The sequence below is a fragment of the Streptomyces sp. NBC_00209 genome, from assembly GCF_045206345.1.
Lineage (GTDB): Bacteria > Actinomycetota > Actinomycetes > Streptomycetales > Streptomycetaceae > Streptomyces.
Map to the genome: position 1 here is coordinate 2,672,813 of NZ_CP108121.1, position 14,074 is coordinate 2,686,886.

The following is a 14,074-nucleotide window of genomic DNA, read 5'->3' on the forward strand; positions in this document are numbered from 1 at the left end:
GCCGTGCGCGAGAGTGCAGCTGAACGTCACGACCGACTTCTGGCCCTGGTACGGGAGCGCGGCTCGGCCCGTGTCTCCGATCTGGCCGGTCTGCTGGGGGTCTCCCCCGTCACGGCGCGCCGCGACGCCGAGGCGCTGGCCGAGCGCGGACTGCTGGACCGGGTCCACGGTTCGGTCTCCTGGCCCCAAAACGCCGCATCGCCCGCCGGTCCCGGTCCCGGCGGTGGTCCGGTGCTCGGGCTGATCGCCCCCTCGGCCACGTACTACTTCGCCGAGGTCATCCGGGGTGCGCACGAGGCGGCCGCGCGTGCCGGGGGCCGCCTGGTGCTGCGGATCTCCGACTACCGGCCCGAGGGCGACCGGGCGCGCGCCGAGGGGCTGCTCGCCTCCGGGGCCGACGGGCTGCTCATCGCCCCGGCCTGGCGGGGGGCCGAGGACCAGGCTGCGTACGGGGACTGGATGGCCGGGCTGCCGGTGCCCGCCGTGCTCCTGGAGCGCACCCCGGCGCCCGGGTCGCCGCTGGACGGCCTGGACCGGGTCTGCTCCGACCACCGCCACGGGGTGCTGCTCGCCGTGCGCCATCTGATCGGCCTCGGCCACGGCACCCCGCTCCTGGTGGCCCGCGCCGACAGCCCGACCGCGCTCGCGGTGCGCTCCGGGTACGAGGACGCGCTCGCGGTGCTGGGTCTGGCCGACGGGGCGCCCGCGATGATCGGGACGTCCGGGCCCGAGGTGGACCCGGCCCGCTTCGAGGAGGCGGTGCGCGCGGTGCGCGACGCGGTGCTCTCCGGCCGCGCCACGTCGGTGCTGGTGCACAACGACGTGGACGCGATCCACCTGGTGCAGCGCCTGTCCGAGCTGGGCGTGCGGGTGCCGGAGGACCTGGCGGTGATCGCGTACGACGACGAGGTCGCGGCGCTGGGCGACATCCCGCTCACCGCGGTCAGCCCGCCCAAGCGGCACGTCGGGCGGTACGCGACGGAGCTGCTGATCGGGCGGCTCGGGTCCGGGCGGCTCGGGTCCGGGCGGGACGGGTCCGGGCGGGACGGGTCCGGGCGGGACGGGTCGGTGCCGGACGAGGAGGAGCCGGGCAGGCATCTGGCGCTGTTGCCGCGGCTGCGGGTGCGGGCCTCGACCGCTCGATAACGTTCTGATCTTTTCTCGATCAATCAATCTTTCGCTCTTGACTTCGGTCATCGGTGGACCAAGGATCACGCCCAACGTCCCTGTCACCGTCGACTCAGGAGCCCGCCGTGAACCGCAGTTGGAGCAGAACGACTCTTTCCATAGCCGGAGCCGTCACCGCCCTCGCCGTCGTCACGGCCTGCGGCGGGAGCGGGGACGACTCCGGGGACGGCGGCACCGGCACCGCCGCCAAGCCCGTGACCATCACCTTCTGGGGCTGGGCCAAGGGCACCAAGGAGGTCGTGGACGCGTTCAACGCCTCGCACAAGAACATCCACGTGAAGTTCGAGGAGACCCCCTCCGGGAACGCCGGCGGCTACGCCAAGATCTCCAACGCGATCAAGGCGGGCAACGCCCCCGACCTGGTCTCCGTCGAGTACCCGCAGCTCCCCGAGTACGTCAGCCAGGGCGGGTTCCAGGACATCGGCAAGTACCTCACGGACGACGTGAAGAAGAAGTTCCTCCCGCAGGCGATCGAGCAGACCACGCTCGGCGGCAAGAGCTGGGCGGTCCCCTTCGACGCCGCGCCGCAGGCGTTCTTCTACCGCAAGGACCTCTTCACCAAGTACGGCATCGAGGTCCCCAAGACCTGGGACGAGTTCAGGACGGCGGCCGAGAAGGTGAAGAAGGCCGACTCCAAGGCCCGCATCGGCACCTTCTTCCCGGACGACCCGACCACCTTCGAGGCGATGGTCTGGCAGGCCGGCGCCCAGTGGTTCAAGGCCGAGGGCGACACCTGGAAGGTCGACACGACCGACGCCGCCACCACCAAGGTCGCCGACTACTGGCAGGGCCTGGTGAAGGACGGCCTGATCCGCACCGACGCCTCCTTCTCGCCCGCCTGGACCAACTCCCTGAAGACCGGCGGCACCGTCGGCTACCTCGGCGCCTCCTGGGGCGGCGGCGTCCTCGGCGGCACCCTGCCCGAGCAGAGCGGCAAGTGGGCCGTCGCCCCGATCCCGACCTGGGACGGCGAGCCCGCGGGCGGCATGCTCGGCGGGACCACCTTCGCCGTGCCGAAGAACAGCGGGAAGGCCGCCGCGGCCGTCGAGTTCGCGACTTGGATGACCACCACGGAGGACGGCATCAAGGCCCGTATCTCCTCCGGCACCTCCAGCGCCTTCCCGGCCGCGCTCGCCCTGCGCCCGGCGGCCAAGAAGGCGTTCGACACCACGTTCTACGGCGGCCAGGACATCTACCAGGTCTTCGAGGACGGCGGCGCCGCGATCAAGCAGGGCTGGACCTGGGGCCCCGCGATGGGCACCACCAACACCACGCTCAAGGACCGCTTCGGCAAGCTCGCCGGGGGCGGCACCACCATCCCCGACGCCGTGAAGGCCGCCCACGACGCGACGATCGCGGAGCTGTCCAAGCGCGGCCTGAAGGTCGAGGACTGACCGGATGAAAGCCCGCACCCGCGCCGCCGCGACCCTGCTGACCCCGTTCTTCGTCCTGTTCACCGCCGTGATGCTGATCCCGATCGGATACGCGGTCTGGCTCAGCCTCTTCACCGAACAGCAGTCGGGGCTCGGCTTCGGCGGATCCGAGACGGTCTTCACCGGACTCGGCAACTACACGGCGGCGCTGGGTGACCGGGTCTTCCGCGACGGCTTCCTCGTCCTCCTCGGCTACTGCGCCGTCTACATCCCGCTGATGGTCGGCGGCGCCCTCGGACTCGCCCTGCTCCTCGACTCGGCGCTGGCCCGCGCCCGGCGCTTCTTCCAGCTCGCGCTGTTCCTGCCGCACGCCGTGCCCGGCATCATCGCCGCGATGGTCTGGCTGTACCTCTACACGCCCGGCCTCAGCCCCGTCGTCTCCGCGATGCACTCCGGCGGCATCGGCTTCGACTTCTTCTCGCCGAGTGGCGCGCTGCCCTCCGTCGTGAACATCGCGCTGTGGGAATGGCTCGGCTACAACATGGTGATCTTCTACGCCGCCCTCCAGGCCATCGACCGCTCGGTGCTCGAAGCGGCCACGGTGGACGGGGCGAGCGGCGGGCGCATCGCGTTCAGCATCAAGCTCCCGCTGATCCGGTCCTCGGTCGTGATGGTCGTGCTCTTCACGATCATCGGCTCGCTCCAGCTCTTCACCGAGCCGCTGATCCTCAACACCGGCTCCGGGTCCGCCGTCTCCTCCTCCTGGACACCGAACATGTACGCGTACACCGCGGCCTTCGCCCGTAACGACTTCGGACTCGCGGCCGCCGCCTCCGTACTCCTGGCGCTCACCGCCGCCCTGCTGTCCTTCGTCGTCACCCGCCTCACCGGCCGGAAGGGCGCGCACGCATGAGCACCACGACCCGCAAGAACCCCTGGCTGTCCAAGGCGGCCGTCAACGGAGCGCTGCTCCTGGCGGTCCTCTACATGCTCTTCCCGCTCGTCTGGCTGGTCACCGCCGCCACCAAGGACACCGGCTCGCTGCTCGCCGGGGACACCTTCTCCTTCAAGGGCTTCGACCTCTCGAAGAACCTCTCCGACATCGCCTCGTACGGGGACGGCGTCTACTTCCGCTGGTACGGGAACAGCCTGCTGTACGCGGGAGTGGGCGCCGCGGTCTGCTCGCTGATCTGCGTCGCCGCCGGGTACGCCTTCGACAAGTACGAGTTCCGGGGCAAGGAGAAGCTGTTCGGGCTCGTCCTGCTCGGGGTGCTCGTCCCGACGACCGCGCTGGCCCTGCCGATGTACCTGCTGGCCAGCAAGCTCGGCATCGTCAACACCTACTGGTCGGTGCTGATCCCGGTCCTGGTGAACCCCTTCGGCGTCTACCTCGCCCGGGTGTTCTCCGCCGGGTACATCCCGGGCGAGGCGCTGGAGGCCGCGCGCATCGACGGGGCGGGCGAGCTGCGCACCTTCTTCTCCATCGGGCTGCCGATGATGATGCCGGGGTTCGTGACGGTCTTCCTCTTCCAGTTCACCGCGATCTGGAACAATTTCTTCCTTCCGCTGGTGATGCTCTCCGACCGCGAGCTGTTCCCGCTGAGCCTCGGTCTGTACTCCTGGAACACCAACACCCACAGCGAGCCGGGCTTCTACCCGCTCGTGGTCACCGGGTCCCTCCTCGCCGTCATCCCGCTGATCGTCGCCTTCGTCTCCCTGCAACGGCACTGGAAGGCCGGACTCACCGCCGGCAGCGTCAAGTAGCCCCCACCTCAAGGGAGTCGTCCACCCCATGCAGTCCACCACTGACCCCAAGCCGTCCGTCCTGCTCGCGATGGGCCCAGGCATCTACGAGCGCCTCTTCGAGCAGCGCCACAGCGACCGGCTCGCCACCCTCGCCCGTACGGACCCGGCCCTCGTCGCCCACGACCTCGCCGCCCCGGACCCGCGCGTCGCCGCCGCCCTCGCCGAGGCGGAGGTCCTGTTCACCTGCTGGGGCGCCACCCCGCTCACCCCCCGGGTCCTCGCCGCCGCGCCCCGGCTCAAGGCGGTCGTCCACGCCGCCGGCTCCGTCAAGCACCACATCACCGACGCCTGCTGGGAGCGCGGCCTCGCCGTCTCCTCGGCGGCCGGGGCCAACGCCCTGCCGGTGGCCGAATACACCCTGGCCACGATCCTGCTGGCCAACAAGCGCGTCCCGCACTCCGCCCACGTCTACCGCGAGCTCCGCGCCGACCACGACTGGCGCGCCGAGCTGGACGGGGCCGGCAACTACCGCCGCACGGTGGGCGTCATCGGCGCCTCCCGCATCGGCCGCCGCCTCATCGAGCTGCTCCGCCCCTTCGACCTGGCGGTCCTGCTGTACGACCCCTTCGTCACCGCGGAGGAGGCGGCCCGCCTCGGCGTCGAGCCGGTCGCTCTGGACGAGTTGTGCGCCCGCGCCGACGTCGTCTCCGTGCACGCCCCCCAGCTCCCCGAGACCCACCACATGATCAGCGCCCGTCAGCTGGCGCTGATGCGGACCGGGTCGACGCTGATCAACACGGCCCGGGGCTCCCTGATCGACGAGGCGGCCCTGCTGCGGGAACTGGTCCCGGGCCGGCTGCACGCCGTACTCGATGTGACGGACCCCGAAGTGCCGGCCGTCGAATCCCCGTTGTACGACCTGCCGAACGTCCTCCTGACCCCGCATGTGGCGGGCTCCCTGGGCAACGAGCTGCACCGGATGACCGACCACGCGCTGGACGAGCTGGAGCGGTACGCGGCGGGCCGGCCGTTCACGGAACCGGTGCACCCGGCGGCGCTGGACCGGTCGGCGTAGAACAGCCCAAAAGCCCCGCCTTCACGCGTGCCCGGGCACGGCGGCGCGGAGATCGAGGAGCTGTCGCGTATGCACGGGTACGTGGTCCGCGGCGAGGCCGTCCACGAGGCTCGCCAGCGACATCGGCCGGTCCAGCACGACTGCGTCATGGGACAGGAGGAGCGTCGGCACCAGAACCGAGGCGGCTTCCTCGGTGAGCCGATCGGCGATGTCGCACAGGACGGTGGCCTGACTCCGGACATGGTCGATCAGATCCGCCCGGCCCGAGTGCTCCGTGATGATCCGCCCGAGATTCCAGGTGTCGAGGGAGACCCGGTTGTCGAAGGCGGGCCGTGAGCCGGCGACGACCGCCAGAGCGACCGCCGCGATCGAGGCGTCGACGCTGAGGAGATGGGCCAGAATCTCGTCGGCGTTCCACCCCCCGTCGTCCGCGTCGCCGAGGCCGGGGAGGGCCGCCGCGTCGAGCAGCGTGTCGTAGGCGCTGCGCAGTGCTGTCGTATCCATAGCGTGCTTCCTTCACTCGGGGCGTGTGGGCTTCGCATCCCGTTCCGCCGCCTCGGCGACGCTCTTGATGTTCGCCAGCCGCCGGTCCCAGGAGGCCGCGAGCGAGGCCATCCACCGTGCCGTCGCGTCCAGCGCCGCGGGCCGCACCGCGTACCGCACCTCGCGTCCGACCCGGCCGCCGGAAACCAGCCCGGCGGCCTCCAGAACGGCGAGGTGCTTGACCACCGCCTGCCGCGAGACGGGAAGCCGTCCGGCGAGCGTCGTGGCCGTGGCCTCGCCCTGTGCGGCGAGCAGGTCGAGCAGCCGGCGCCGCGTCGGGTCGGCCAGCGCGGCGAGGACGCTGTCGACGGCCTCGGGACGTTCCTCCGTCACGCGGCGGGCTGTTCGGCGCGGCTCTTGAGCGCGTCGAGCTCCAGGGGCCAGCCTCCGGCGTGGTCCTTCAGATTCCGACCGCGCACCTCCTCGGACGCGGCCAGCGCCGCGAACCCGCTCTCGACCACGCGCAGCCGCGTCTGCTCGCCTTCCGGGGTCAACGTGAACTCCACGAGGGTGCTGTTGTCCTCGCGCAGCTCTTCTCCGGGGAACGCGCTGGTCCAGCGGTACGCCAGGTACGTGGGCGGCTCGACCTTCTCCACCCGCACCGGAAAGTCGCCGTGCTCGGTGTTCCTCGCCGTCATCGACTCACCCTCCTTGGCCACGGTGCCGGGCAGACTCGCCTTGTCGGCCACCCAGAACCCGGGTTGGGCCACCAGCGACCAGACCCGCTCCAGGGGCGCTGCGATCAAGGTCTCGCGTTCGATCCGGTCCTCGCTCATGAGGGCTCCTTCCTCGTCACCATTGGATGCAACCCCAGAGTTGCACTTCGAGCGCCCAAACGCAACCCGAGGGTTGCGCCTGGATGCTCACCGGACAGCAGGAAGGCCCGGCCCCCTCGCGGGGCGCCGGGCCTCTCTGGGCTAAACGCTAGTGCGAGTGGCCGTGGCCGTGGCCCGCGGCGTCCGGCTCGTCCTCGGCCGGCTTCTCGACGACCAGGGTCTCGGTCGTGAGCAGCAGCGACGCGATGGACGCGGCGTTCTCCAGGGCGGAGCGGGTGACCTTGACCGGGTCGATGACGCCGGCCTTCACCAGGTCGCCGTACTCGCCGGTCGCGGCGTTGAAGCCCTGGCCCTTGTCGAGCTCGGAGACCTTGGAGGTGATGACGTAACCCTCCAGGCCGGCGTTCTCGGCGATCCAGCGCAGCGGCTCGACGGCGGCGCGGCGGACGACCGCGACACCGGTGGCCTCGTCGCCGGTCTTGCCGAGGTTGCCCTCAAGGACCTTGACGGCGTGGACGATGGCGGAGCCACCACCGGAGACGATGCCCTCCTCGACCGCGGCGCGGGTCGCGGAGATGGCGTCCTCCAGACGGTGCTTCTTCTCCTTGAGCTCGACCTCGGTGGCGGCACCGACGCGGATCACGCAGACCCCGCCGGCCAGCTTCGCCAGGCGCTCCTGGAGCTTCTCGCGGTCCCAGTCGGAGTCCGTGGCGTCGATCTCGGCCTTGATCTGGTTGACGCGGCCGGCGACCTCGTCGGACTTGCCGCCACCGTCGACGATGGTGGTGTCGTCCTTGGTGACGGTCACGCGGCGGGCGGTGCCCAGCACGTCCAGACCGGCCTGGTCGAGCTTGAGGCCGACCTCCTCGGCGATGACGGTCGCACCGGTGAGGGTGGCGATGTCGCCGAGCATGGCCTTGCGGCGGTCACCGAAGCCCGGCGCCTTGACGGCGACGGCGTTGAACGTGCCGCGGATCTTGTTGACGACCAGGGTCGACAGGGCCTCGCCCTCGACGTCCTCGGCGATGATCAGGAGCGGCTTGGAGGCACCGGCCTGGATGACCTTCTCCAGGAGCGGCAGCAGCTCCTGGATCGAGCCGATCTTGCCCTGGTGGATCAGGATGTACGGGTCGTCGAGGACGGCCTCCATACGCTCCTGGTCGGTCACCATGTACGGGGACAGGTAGCCCTTGTCGAAGGCCATGCCCTCGGTGAAGTCGAGGTCCAGACCGAAGGTGTTGGACTCCTCGACGGTGATGACACCGTCCTTGCCGACCTTGTCCATCGCGTCCGCGATGAGGTCGCCGACCTGCGGGTCCTGCGCGGAGAGCGCGGCGACGGCGGCGATGTCGGACTTGTCCTCGATCGGGCGGGCGGTCGCGAGGAGCTCCTCGGACACGGCCTTGACCGCGGCGTCGATGCCCTTCTTCAGGGCGGCCGGGGAGGCGCCGGCGGCGACGTTGCGCAGACCCTCGCGGACGAGCGCCTGGGCGAGGACGGTGGCGGTGGTGGTGCCGTCACCCGCGACGTCGTTGGTCTTGGTGGCCACCTCCTTCACCAGCTGGGCGCCGAGGTTCTCGTACGGGTCGTCCAGCTCGACCTCGCGCGCGATGGTGACACCGTCGTTGGTGATGGTGGGGGCGCCGAACTTCTTGTCGATGACGACGTTGCGGCCCTTGGGGCCGATCGTCACCTTGACCGTGTCGGCAAGCTTGTTGACGCCGCGCTCAAGGGCGCGACGGGCGTCCTCGTCGAACTTCAGGATCTTCGCCATGGAGCTGAACTGTTCCTCTCAAAAACAAGAACTGCGCCCCTGCCGCCCGGCTAGTGATGTCGCAGGGGGCCAGGGGCGCAGAACAGAAGCAAACGTGGGTGAATTACTTCTCGATGATCGCGAGGACGTCGCGCGCCGAGAGGACGAGGTACTCCTCGCCGTTGTACTTCACCTCGGTGCCGCCGTACTTGCTGTACAGCACGACATCGCCGGTCTTGACGTCGAGCGGCAGACGCTCGCCGTTCTCGAAGCGGCCCGGGCCCACGGCCAGGACGACGCCCTCCTGGGGCTTCTCCTTGGCGGTGTCCGGAATAACCAGGCCGGAGGCCGTGGTCTGCTCGGCGTCGAGCGGCTGGACCACAATGCGGTCCTCGAGCGGCTTGATCGCAACCTTGGAGCTGGTCGACACGATCCGGTCTCCCCCTTCGGAGATCTCACGGGGTTTAACAGTCTTGGGTGGGGCGACCAGGTGGGCCCGTCGTCGCGGGTGCCGGACCTGCCGGTCGCACAGTACTGCTGGCACTCTCCAGTGGGGAGTGCCAGCACTGAGACTATGACCGCGATTAGCACTCGGTCAAGCGGAGTGCCAATTCACGCCCCTCGTGGCGTACGTGGGAGCCGCCCGCCCTCCGTACGGCCGCGGCTCCACCACGTTCAACGCGGGGTCCGCCCGGACCGTTCCGCGCGGACCCGCACGCGTGCGTACGCCGCCTCCTATACGTAGTCCTCCAGGCGGGCCACGGAGTAACCCTGGTCCGTGATCACCTTCATGACGGACCGGATTAGGTCGGGCATGCTCCCCTTCCAGTCCGCCTTGCCGCGGAAGTGCGTGAGGATGATGTCGCCGGGGTGCAGCTTCTGGTCCTCCTCGCGCCACTCCATGTGGTCGGGGAACGCCTCCGCCTCCCACAGCGGCACGGCGGTGATGCCGCAGGACTTGGCGATCTTCAGCGTGTCGGTGTTGTAGTTGCCGTACGGCGGCCGGAAGAGCCGGGGCCGCTTGCCGAACTGCTCCTCCAGGATGTCCTGCTGGTCGCAGATCTCGCGCTTCTGCTCGTCGTGGGAGAGGCCCGGCAGGTAGCGGTGGTTGAGCGTGTGGTTGCCGAGGACGGTCCCGCGCGACTGGGCGTCCTTGAAGTACGTGTAGTCGTCGCGCACCAGGTAGTCGGTGAGGAAGGCGCTGTACGGGATGTTCAGCTCCGACATCATCTTCAGCAGCTCGGGGTCCTTGTCGTCCCCGTCGTCCATCGTCAGGAAGACGACCTTGTCCGTGGTGGGGACCCGGGTGAACACCGGCGGGAGCGAGTCGTCCTGGCCCTCGACCTCGAAGCCCTTGCGGGTCGTGAGGCGCGGCTTCTTCGCGGGCGGCACCGGCGCCGCGAGCGGCGTGGCCGCCAGGTCCCACTTCTTGGCGGCGACCGCACGCGCGGCCTGCGCGAGCCTGGCCCGCTCCGCCTGCGCCGCGCGGGTGCCGAGCGCCCCGGCCGCCGGTTCCGCCTGCGCGCCCGGCTGCCCCGCCTGGAGCTTCGCGTCCCGGGCCGCGGCACCCGAGTCGTCCCCGGCCGCGCAGCCGGACGCGGCGGCGGCGACCAGGAGCGCGGCGAGGACCGCGTAACCCGGTCTGCGCCGCAGGCGACCCCGTACCCGCTGCCGCCCGCCCGTCACCGCACCCGGTTCACGCCCATTCATGGCCAATTTGTCCTTTTGTCGTACTGGCTGCATGGCGCCGGATCCTGCCAGTACGTGACGGGGCATCGGCTACGACACCGCCGCCGGGCGCGCGCGGTCCCCCGGGTGGCTCACACGGAGGGGCCGAAAAGGCTTCAGCGGTGGACGCCGCCGCTCCGGGACGCCAGGGGCGGCGGCGCGGCCGCCCCTGCCGGCGTCCGCACGATCCAGCGCCGGTGCCAGAACGCCTTGAAGACGCCGACGAGCCCGATGAGCCAGGCCAGCAGCCCGAGCCCCATCATCAGCACCATCAGCCCGTACGTGTCCTCGCCCCGGACCGCTCCCGCGGGCACGACGACGCAGAGGTAGAGGCCCAGCGCGCTGAGCACGAAGGAGGGCAGCAGCCACCCCAGGGTCGTGCCGGGGAGCCGGAGTCCGGCGTCGCGGGCGGGGTCGCGGTCCAGCTCGCCCCACTGCGTGAGCAGCCGGCGCAGCGCCACGTCCCGGCGCAGTCCGGCGACGAGCAGGATCACCGCCGGGACCAGGGCGGCGGCGCCCATCGCGAGCATCACCACGCCCAGGATCGCGCTGATGACGTCGTACGACTCCTCGAAGGTGATGACCGCCGTCCCGATGAACGACCAGCCGATCGCGCCGACCACCCCCCACAGCCACAGCAGCCCGAGCCGGCCGGGTCCGATGTGCGCCTTGACCAGCACACCGAGCAGGAAGGACCGGTCGGCGAGCAGCGCGTCCCGGTCGGGCCAGGAACGTATCTCCACGGGCGGCGGGGGCGGCGGCAGCACGAAGCGAGGGGACATGGGGCAGACCCTATCGAGCACCCCCGGCCCCAATTCCCGCGCGGGGATCAGGCGTTGCGGATGGCCTCGATGTCCAGGCGCTTCATGCCGAGCATGGCCTTCATCGCGCGGGCGGCCTTCTCCGGGTCCGGGTCGGTGAGAGCCTCACCGAGGCCCGGCGGGACGATCTGCCAGAACAGGCCGTACTTGTCCTTGAGCCAGCCGCACTGGATCTCCTGCCCGTCGCCGGAGGTGAGCTCGTTCCACAGCCGGTCCGCCTCCTCCTGCGAGTCGCACTCGACGGAGAGCGAGGCGGCCTCGTTGAAGGTGAACTCGGGTCCGCCGTCGAACGCGACGTACTCCGCGCCGTCCAGCTGGAACCGTACGGTCATCGGCTTTCCCGCCTCGCCGGGGCTCGCGGCGGTCCAGGCGGTGGTCTCCAGGACGCGCGAGTCGCCGCCGACGACGGAGACGTAGTAGTCGGCCGCCTCCTCGATCAGGTCCTTCGGGAACCACAGGAACGTGGTGACCTTCTGCATGGTGCTCTCCTCACGTACAGGGGCAAAGTGCCGTGAAGGGTAGACCGCGGAAGCGTCCGGAACTCATCGACCTGCCGGGTCTCCCAGCGATGCGAAGCGCCAGCGGTGGACCGGCCGGGTGACGAGGGCCGGATCGGGCTCGGGCAGCTCCGGCAGCTCGTCGGCGTACCCGCCCTGCCACCAGGTGATGACGAGGACCCGGTCCTGCGGGGCGCGCAGCAGCTCGCTGCGGAGCGGGGGGCGGGGCAGCCCGGCGGCGCGGGCGCGGGCCCACTCCGCCAGCTCGCCGCCCCGGCCCTCGGCGGCGCGGGCCTCCCACATCAGGGCGGTGACCGGGGCGCTCATGAGTAGAGGTTGTCCTTGCTGATCTCGTGCACGTGGTCGTGGTCGTGCGAGTGGGCGCCCGGGACGTGGGTCTCGGTGACGGGCAGCGAGGAGTCGGCGGACAGCTCCAGGTCGGAGGCGGGCCGGTTGCGGGCGACCATCTCGGCGCCGAGCGCGGCGACCATCGCCCCGTTGTCGGTGCAGAGCTTGGGGCGGGGCACGCGCAGCCGGATGCCGGCCCGCTCGCACCGCTCCTGGGCGAGCGCGCGCAGCCGGGAGTTGGCCGCGACGCCGCCGCCGATCATCAGGTGGTCGACGCCCTCGTCCTTGCAGGCGCGGACGGCCTTGCGGGTGAGCACGTCCACCACGGCCTCCTGGAAGGACGCGGCCACGTCGCGTACCGGCACCTCCTCGCCGGCCGCCCGCTTGGCCTCGATCCATCGGGCGACGGAGGTCTTCAGGCCGGAGAACGAGAAGTCGTACGCGGGGTCGCGCGAGCCGGTGAGCCCGCGCGGGAACGCGATCGCGGACGGGTCGCCCTCGCGGGCGAGGCGGTCGATGACCGGACCGCCGGGGAAGCCGAGGTTCAGCACCCGGGCGATCTTGTCGAACGCCTCGCCGGCCGCGTCGTCGATGGTCGCGCCCAGCGGCCGCACGTCGTTGGTGATGTCCGGCGCGAGCAGCAGCGAGGAGTGCCCGCCGCTGACCAGGAGCGCCATGGTGGGCTCGGGCAGCGGGCCGTGCTCCAGCTGGTCGACGCAGATGTGGGACGCCAGGTGGTTGACCCCGTACAGCGGCTTGTTCAGCGCGTACGCGTACGCCTTGGCGGCGGAGACGCCGACGAGCAGGGCGCCCGCGAGGCCGGGGCCGGCGGTGACGGCGATGCCGTCGAGGTCGCGGCCGCTGACCCCGGCCTCCTTCAGCGCGCGCTCGATGGTGGGGACCATCGACTCCAGGTGGGCGCGGGAGGCGATCTCGGGGACGACGCCGCCGAAGCGGGCGTGCGTGTCGACGCTGGACGCGACGGCGTCCGCGAGGAGCGTGGTCCCCCGGACGATGCCGACCCCGGTTTCGTCGCAGGAGGTCTCGATGCCGAGTACGAGCGGTTCGTCAGCCATCAGTGGATCCCGTTTTCTTCCGCTTCTTCGTGTACGTGGAGGCGCATGACGAGCGCGTCGATGTTGCCCGGCTGGTAGTAGCCGCGGCGGAAGCCGATCGGTTCGAAGCCGAAGCGCTCGTACAGCTTCTGGGCGCGCGTGTTGTCGACGCGGACCTCAAGGAGCACCTCGGCGCACTCGAAGGCCGTGGCGTGCCGGAGCAGGTCGGTCAGCAGCTCGGAGCCGAGCCCGCCGCCCCAGTGGTCGCGGGCGACCGCGATCGTCTGTACGTCGGCGAGGTCACCGGCGGCCGCGAGGCCCGCGTATCCGGTGATCCGGCCGGTGCCCGGCTCCTCGGCGACGACATAGCGGCGGGTGGCCGCCGGGCCGCGCGCGTGGGCGAGCTCGGACCAGAACATGCCCGCCGACCAGGCGTCCTCCGGGAACAGCTCGTGTTCGAGGGCGAGCACGGGGTCGATGTCCCACCAGCGCATCTCGCGCAGCACCGCGGTCGTGACGGTCACTTCGGGGTGACCACCTTGTAGTTCTTCGGGACCTGCGCGTCGGGCCTGCGGAGGTAGAGAGGCTGCGGCGGCAGCAGCTCCTCGCCTGCCGCGAGGCGTTCGGCGGCGAGGCCCGCGAGGGCGCCCGCCGCGAGGTGTTCGGGGCCGCGCGCGTCCGGGAACGCCTCGGGGTAGAGCACCGCGCCCGCGCCGACGACCGGGAGGCCCGCGAGCTGGTCCGCGATGTCGGCGGGCCGGTCGACGGAGGGTCCTTCGGTCCGGGTGCGGGCGTCCTCGTACCGCGCCCAGTAGACCTCCTTGCGGCGGGCGTCCGTGGCGACGGCGAAGGGGCCGTCGAGCCCGGCGGCGTACGCGAGGCCGTCCAGGGTGCACAGGCCGTGCACGGGCACGGAGAGCGCCGAGCCGAAGGTGGCGGCCGTCACCAGGCCGACGCGCAGTCCGGTGTACGGGCCGGGGCCGACGCCCACGACGACGTCCGTCACGGCGTCGAGTTTCACCCCGGCGTCCGCGAGGACCCGGTCGACGGCCGGCAGCAGCAACTCCCCGTGCCTGCGGGCGTCGACCTGCACGCACTCGGCGACGACGCGGGTCCCGTCGTGCAGGGCGACGGTGACGGCGGGGGTGGCGGTATCCATTGCGAGCAAGAG

Annotated in this window: 17 protein-coding genes; 5 read left to right on the forward strand and 12 right to left on the reverse strand. The window is 71.2% G+C overall.

Annotated elements, in window-relative coordinates; all coding sequences use genetic code 11:
- The first annotated feature begins 3 nt into the window (after window positions 1-3).
- From OG867_RS11665 to OG867_RS11685, 5 genes are all read left to right on the forward strand, one after another.
- The gene (locus OG867_RS11665) at window positions 4-1,146 is read left to right on the forward strand and encodes a substrate-binding domain-containing protein (protein WP_406284829.1); all 1,143 of its coding nucleotides are present in this window, start codon (window positions 4-6) and stop codon (window positions 1,144-1,146) included.
- A 107-nt stretch (window positions 1,147-1,253) separates the two neighbouring features.
- Complete coding sequence (locus tag OG867_RS11670) at window positions 1,254-2,582, forward strand: ABC transporter substrate-binding protein (RefSeq protein WP_406284831.1); 1,329 nt, start codon at window positions 1,254-1,256, stop codon at window positions 2,580-2,582.
- 4 nt (window positions 2,583-2,586) lie between these two features.
- Window positions 2,587-3,474 carry a sugar ABC transporter permease gene (locus OG867_RS11675; RefSeq protein ID WP_328901830.1) on the forward strand — a complete coding sequence of 296 codons (888 nt, stop codon included), beginning with the start codon at window positions 2,587-2,589 and terminating at the stop codon, window positions 3,472-3,474.
- Window positions 3,471-4,325, forward strand: coding sequence for a carbohydrate ABC transporter permease (locus OG867_RS11680; RefSeq protein WP_328901829.1), 855 nt, complete (start codon window positions 3,471-3,473; stop codon window positions 4,323-4,325). The genes OG867_RS11675 and OG867_RS11680 overlap by 4 nt, the downstream gene beginning before the upstream one ends.
- A gap of 28 nt (window positions 4,326-4,353) precedes the next feature.
- Entirely contained in the window at window positions 4,354-5,382 is a 1,029-nt protein-coding gene (locus OG867_RS11685) for a hydroxyacid dehydrogenase (RefSeq protein ID WP_328901828.1), read from the forward strand.
- 21 nt (window positions 5,383-5,403) lie between these two features.
- On the opposite strand, the gene OG867_RS11690 is transcribed toward OG867_RS11685, so the two are convergent.
- The 12 genes from OG867_RS11690 to tsaB all read right to left on the reverse strand — a co-directional run bounded on the left by OG867_RS11690 (window position 5,404) and on the right by tsaB (window position 14,062).
- Complete coding sequence (locus OG867_RS11690; RefSeq protein ID WP_328901827.1) at window positions 5,404-5,886, reverse strand: hypothetical protein; 483 nt, start codon at window positions 5,884-5,886, stop codon at window positions 5,404-5,406.
- Between the two features lie 12 nt (window positions 5,887-5,898).
- The gene (locus tag OG867_RS11695; protein ID WP_406284834.1) at window positions 5,899-6,258 is read right to left on the reverse strand and encodes an ArsR/SmtB family transcription factor; all 360 of its coding nucleotides are present in this window, start codon (window positions 6,256-6,258) and stop codon (window positions 5,899-5,901) included.
- Window positions 6,255-6,701 (reverse strand): SRPBCC domain-containing protein, encoded by a 447-nt coding sequence (locus OG867_RS11700; RefSeq protein ID WP_406284837.1) that lies wholly within the window; start codon window positions 6,699-6,701, stop codon window positions 6,255-6,257. Before OG867_RS11700 ends, OG867_RS11695 begins: the two co-directional genes overlap by 4 nt.
- Before the next feature lie 148 nt (window positions 6,702-6,849).
- Window positions 6,850-8,475 (reverse strand): chaperonin GroEL, encoded by a 1,626-nt coding sequence (gene groL / locus OG867_RS11705; RefSeq protein WP_406284839.1) that lies wholly within the window; start codon window positions 8,473-8,475, stop codon window positions 6,850-6,852.
- 103 nt (window positions 8,476-8,578) lie between these two features.
- On the reverse strand, window positions 8,579-8,887 hold the full coding sequence (groES, locus tag OG867_RS11710) for a co-chaperone GroES (protein ID WP_328904430.1): 309 nt from the start codon (window positions 8,885-8,887) through the stop codon (window positions 8,579-8,581).
- 302 nt (window positions 8,888-9,189) lie between these two features.
- Window positions 9,190-10,197: a polysaccharide deacetylase family protein gene (locus tag OG867_RS11715; protein WP_406284842.1), complete on the reverse strand. Its 1,008-nt coding sequence runs from the start codon at window positions 10,195-10,197 to the stop codon at window positions 9,190-9,192.
- A gap of 101 nt (window positions 10,198-10,298) precedes the next feature.
- Window positions 10,299-10,964, reverse strand: a complete 666-nt coding sequence (locus tag OG867_RS11720) for a hypothetical protein (RefSeq protein WP_406284844.1) — start codon at window positions 10,962-10,964, stop codon at window positions 10,299-10,301.
- 47 nt (window positions 10,965-11,011) lie between these two features.
- Complete coding sequence (locus tag OG867_RS11725; protein WP_328901821.1) at window positions 11,012-11,482, reverse strand: VOC family protein; 471 nt, start codon at window positions 11,480-11,482, stop codon at window positions 11,012-11,014.
- A gap of 63 nt (window positions 11,483-11,545) precedes the next feature.
- A complete protein-coding gene (locus OG867_RS11730; RefSeq protein WP_328901820.1) occupies window positions 11,546-11,827 on the reverse strand; it encodes a hypothetical protein in 282 nt (93 codons plus the stop codon).
- Entirely contained in the window at window positions 11,824-12,924 is a 1,101-nt protein-coding gene (tsaD, locus tag OG867_RS11735; RefSeq protein ID WP_406284847.1) for a tRNA (adenosine(37)-N6)-threonylcarbamoyltransferase complex transferase subunit TsaD, read from the reverse strand. Before tsaD ends, OG867_RS11730 begins: the two co-directional genes overlap by 4 nt.
- Window positions 12,924-13,427, reverse strand: coding sequence for a ribosomal protein S18-alanine N-acetyltransferase (rimI, locus tag OG867_RS11740; protein WP_328901818.1), 504 nt, complete (start codon window positions 13,425-13,427; stop codon window positions 12,924-12,926). Before rimI ends, tsaD begins: the two co-directional genes overlap by 1 nt.
- Window positions 13,424-14,062: a tRNA (adenosine(37)-N6)-threonylcarbamoyltransferase complex dimerization subunit type 1 TsaB gene (tsaB, locus tag OG867_RS11745; protein WP_406290908.1), complete on the reverse strand. Its 639-nt coding sequence runs from the start codon at window positions 14,060-14,062 to the stop codon at window positions 13,424-13,426. The genes rimI and tsaB overlap by 4 nt, the downstream gene beginning before the upstream one ends.
- Window positions 14,063-14,074 lie beyond the last annotated feature (12 nt).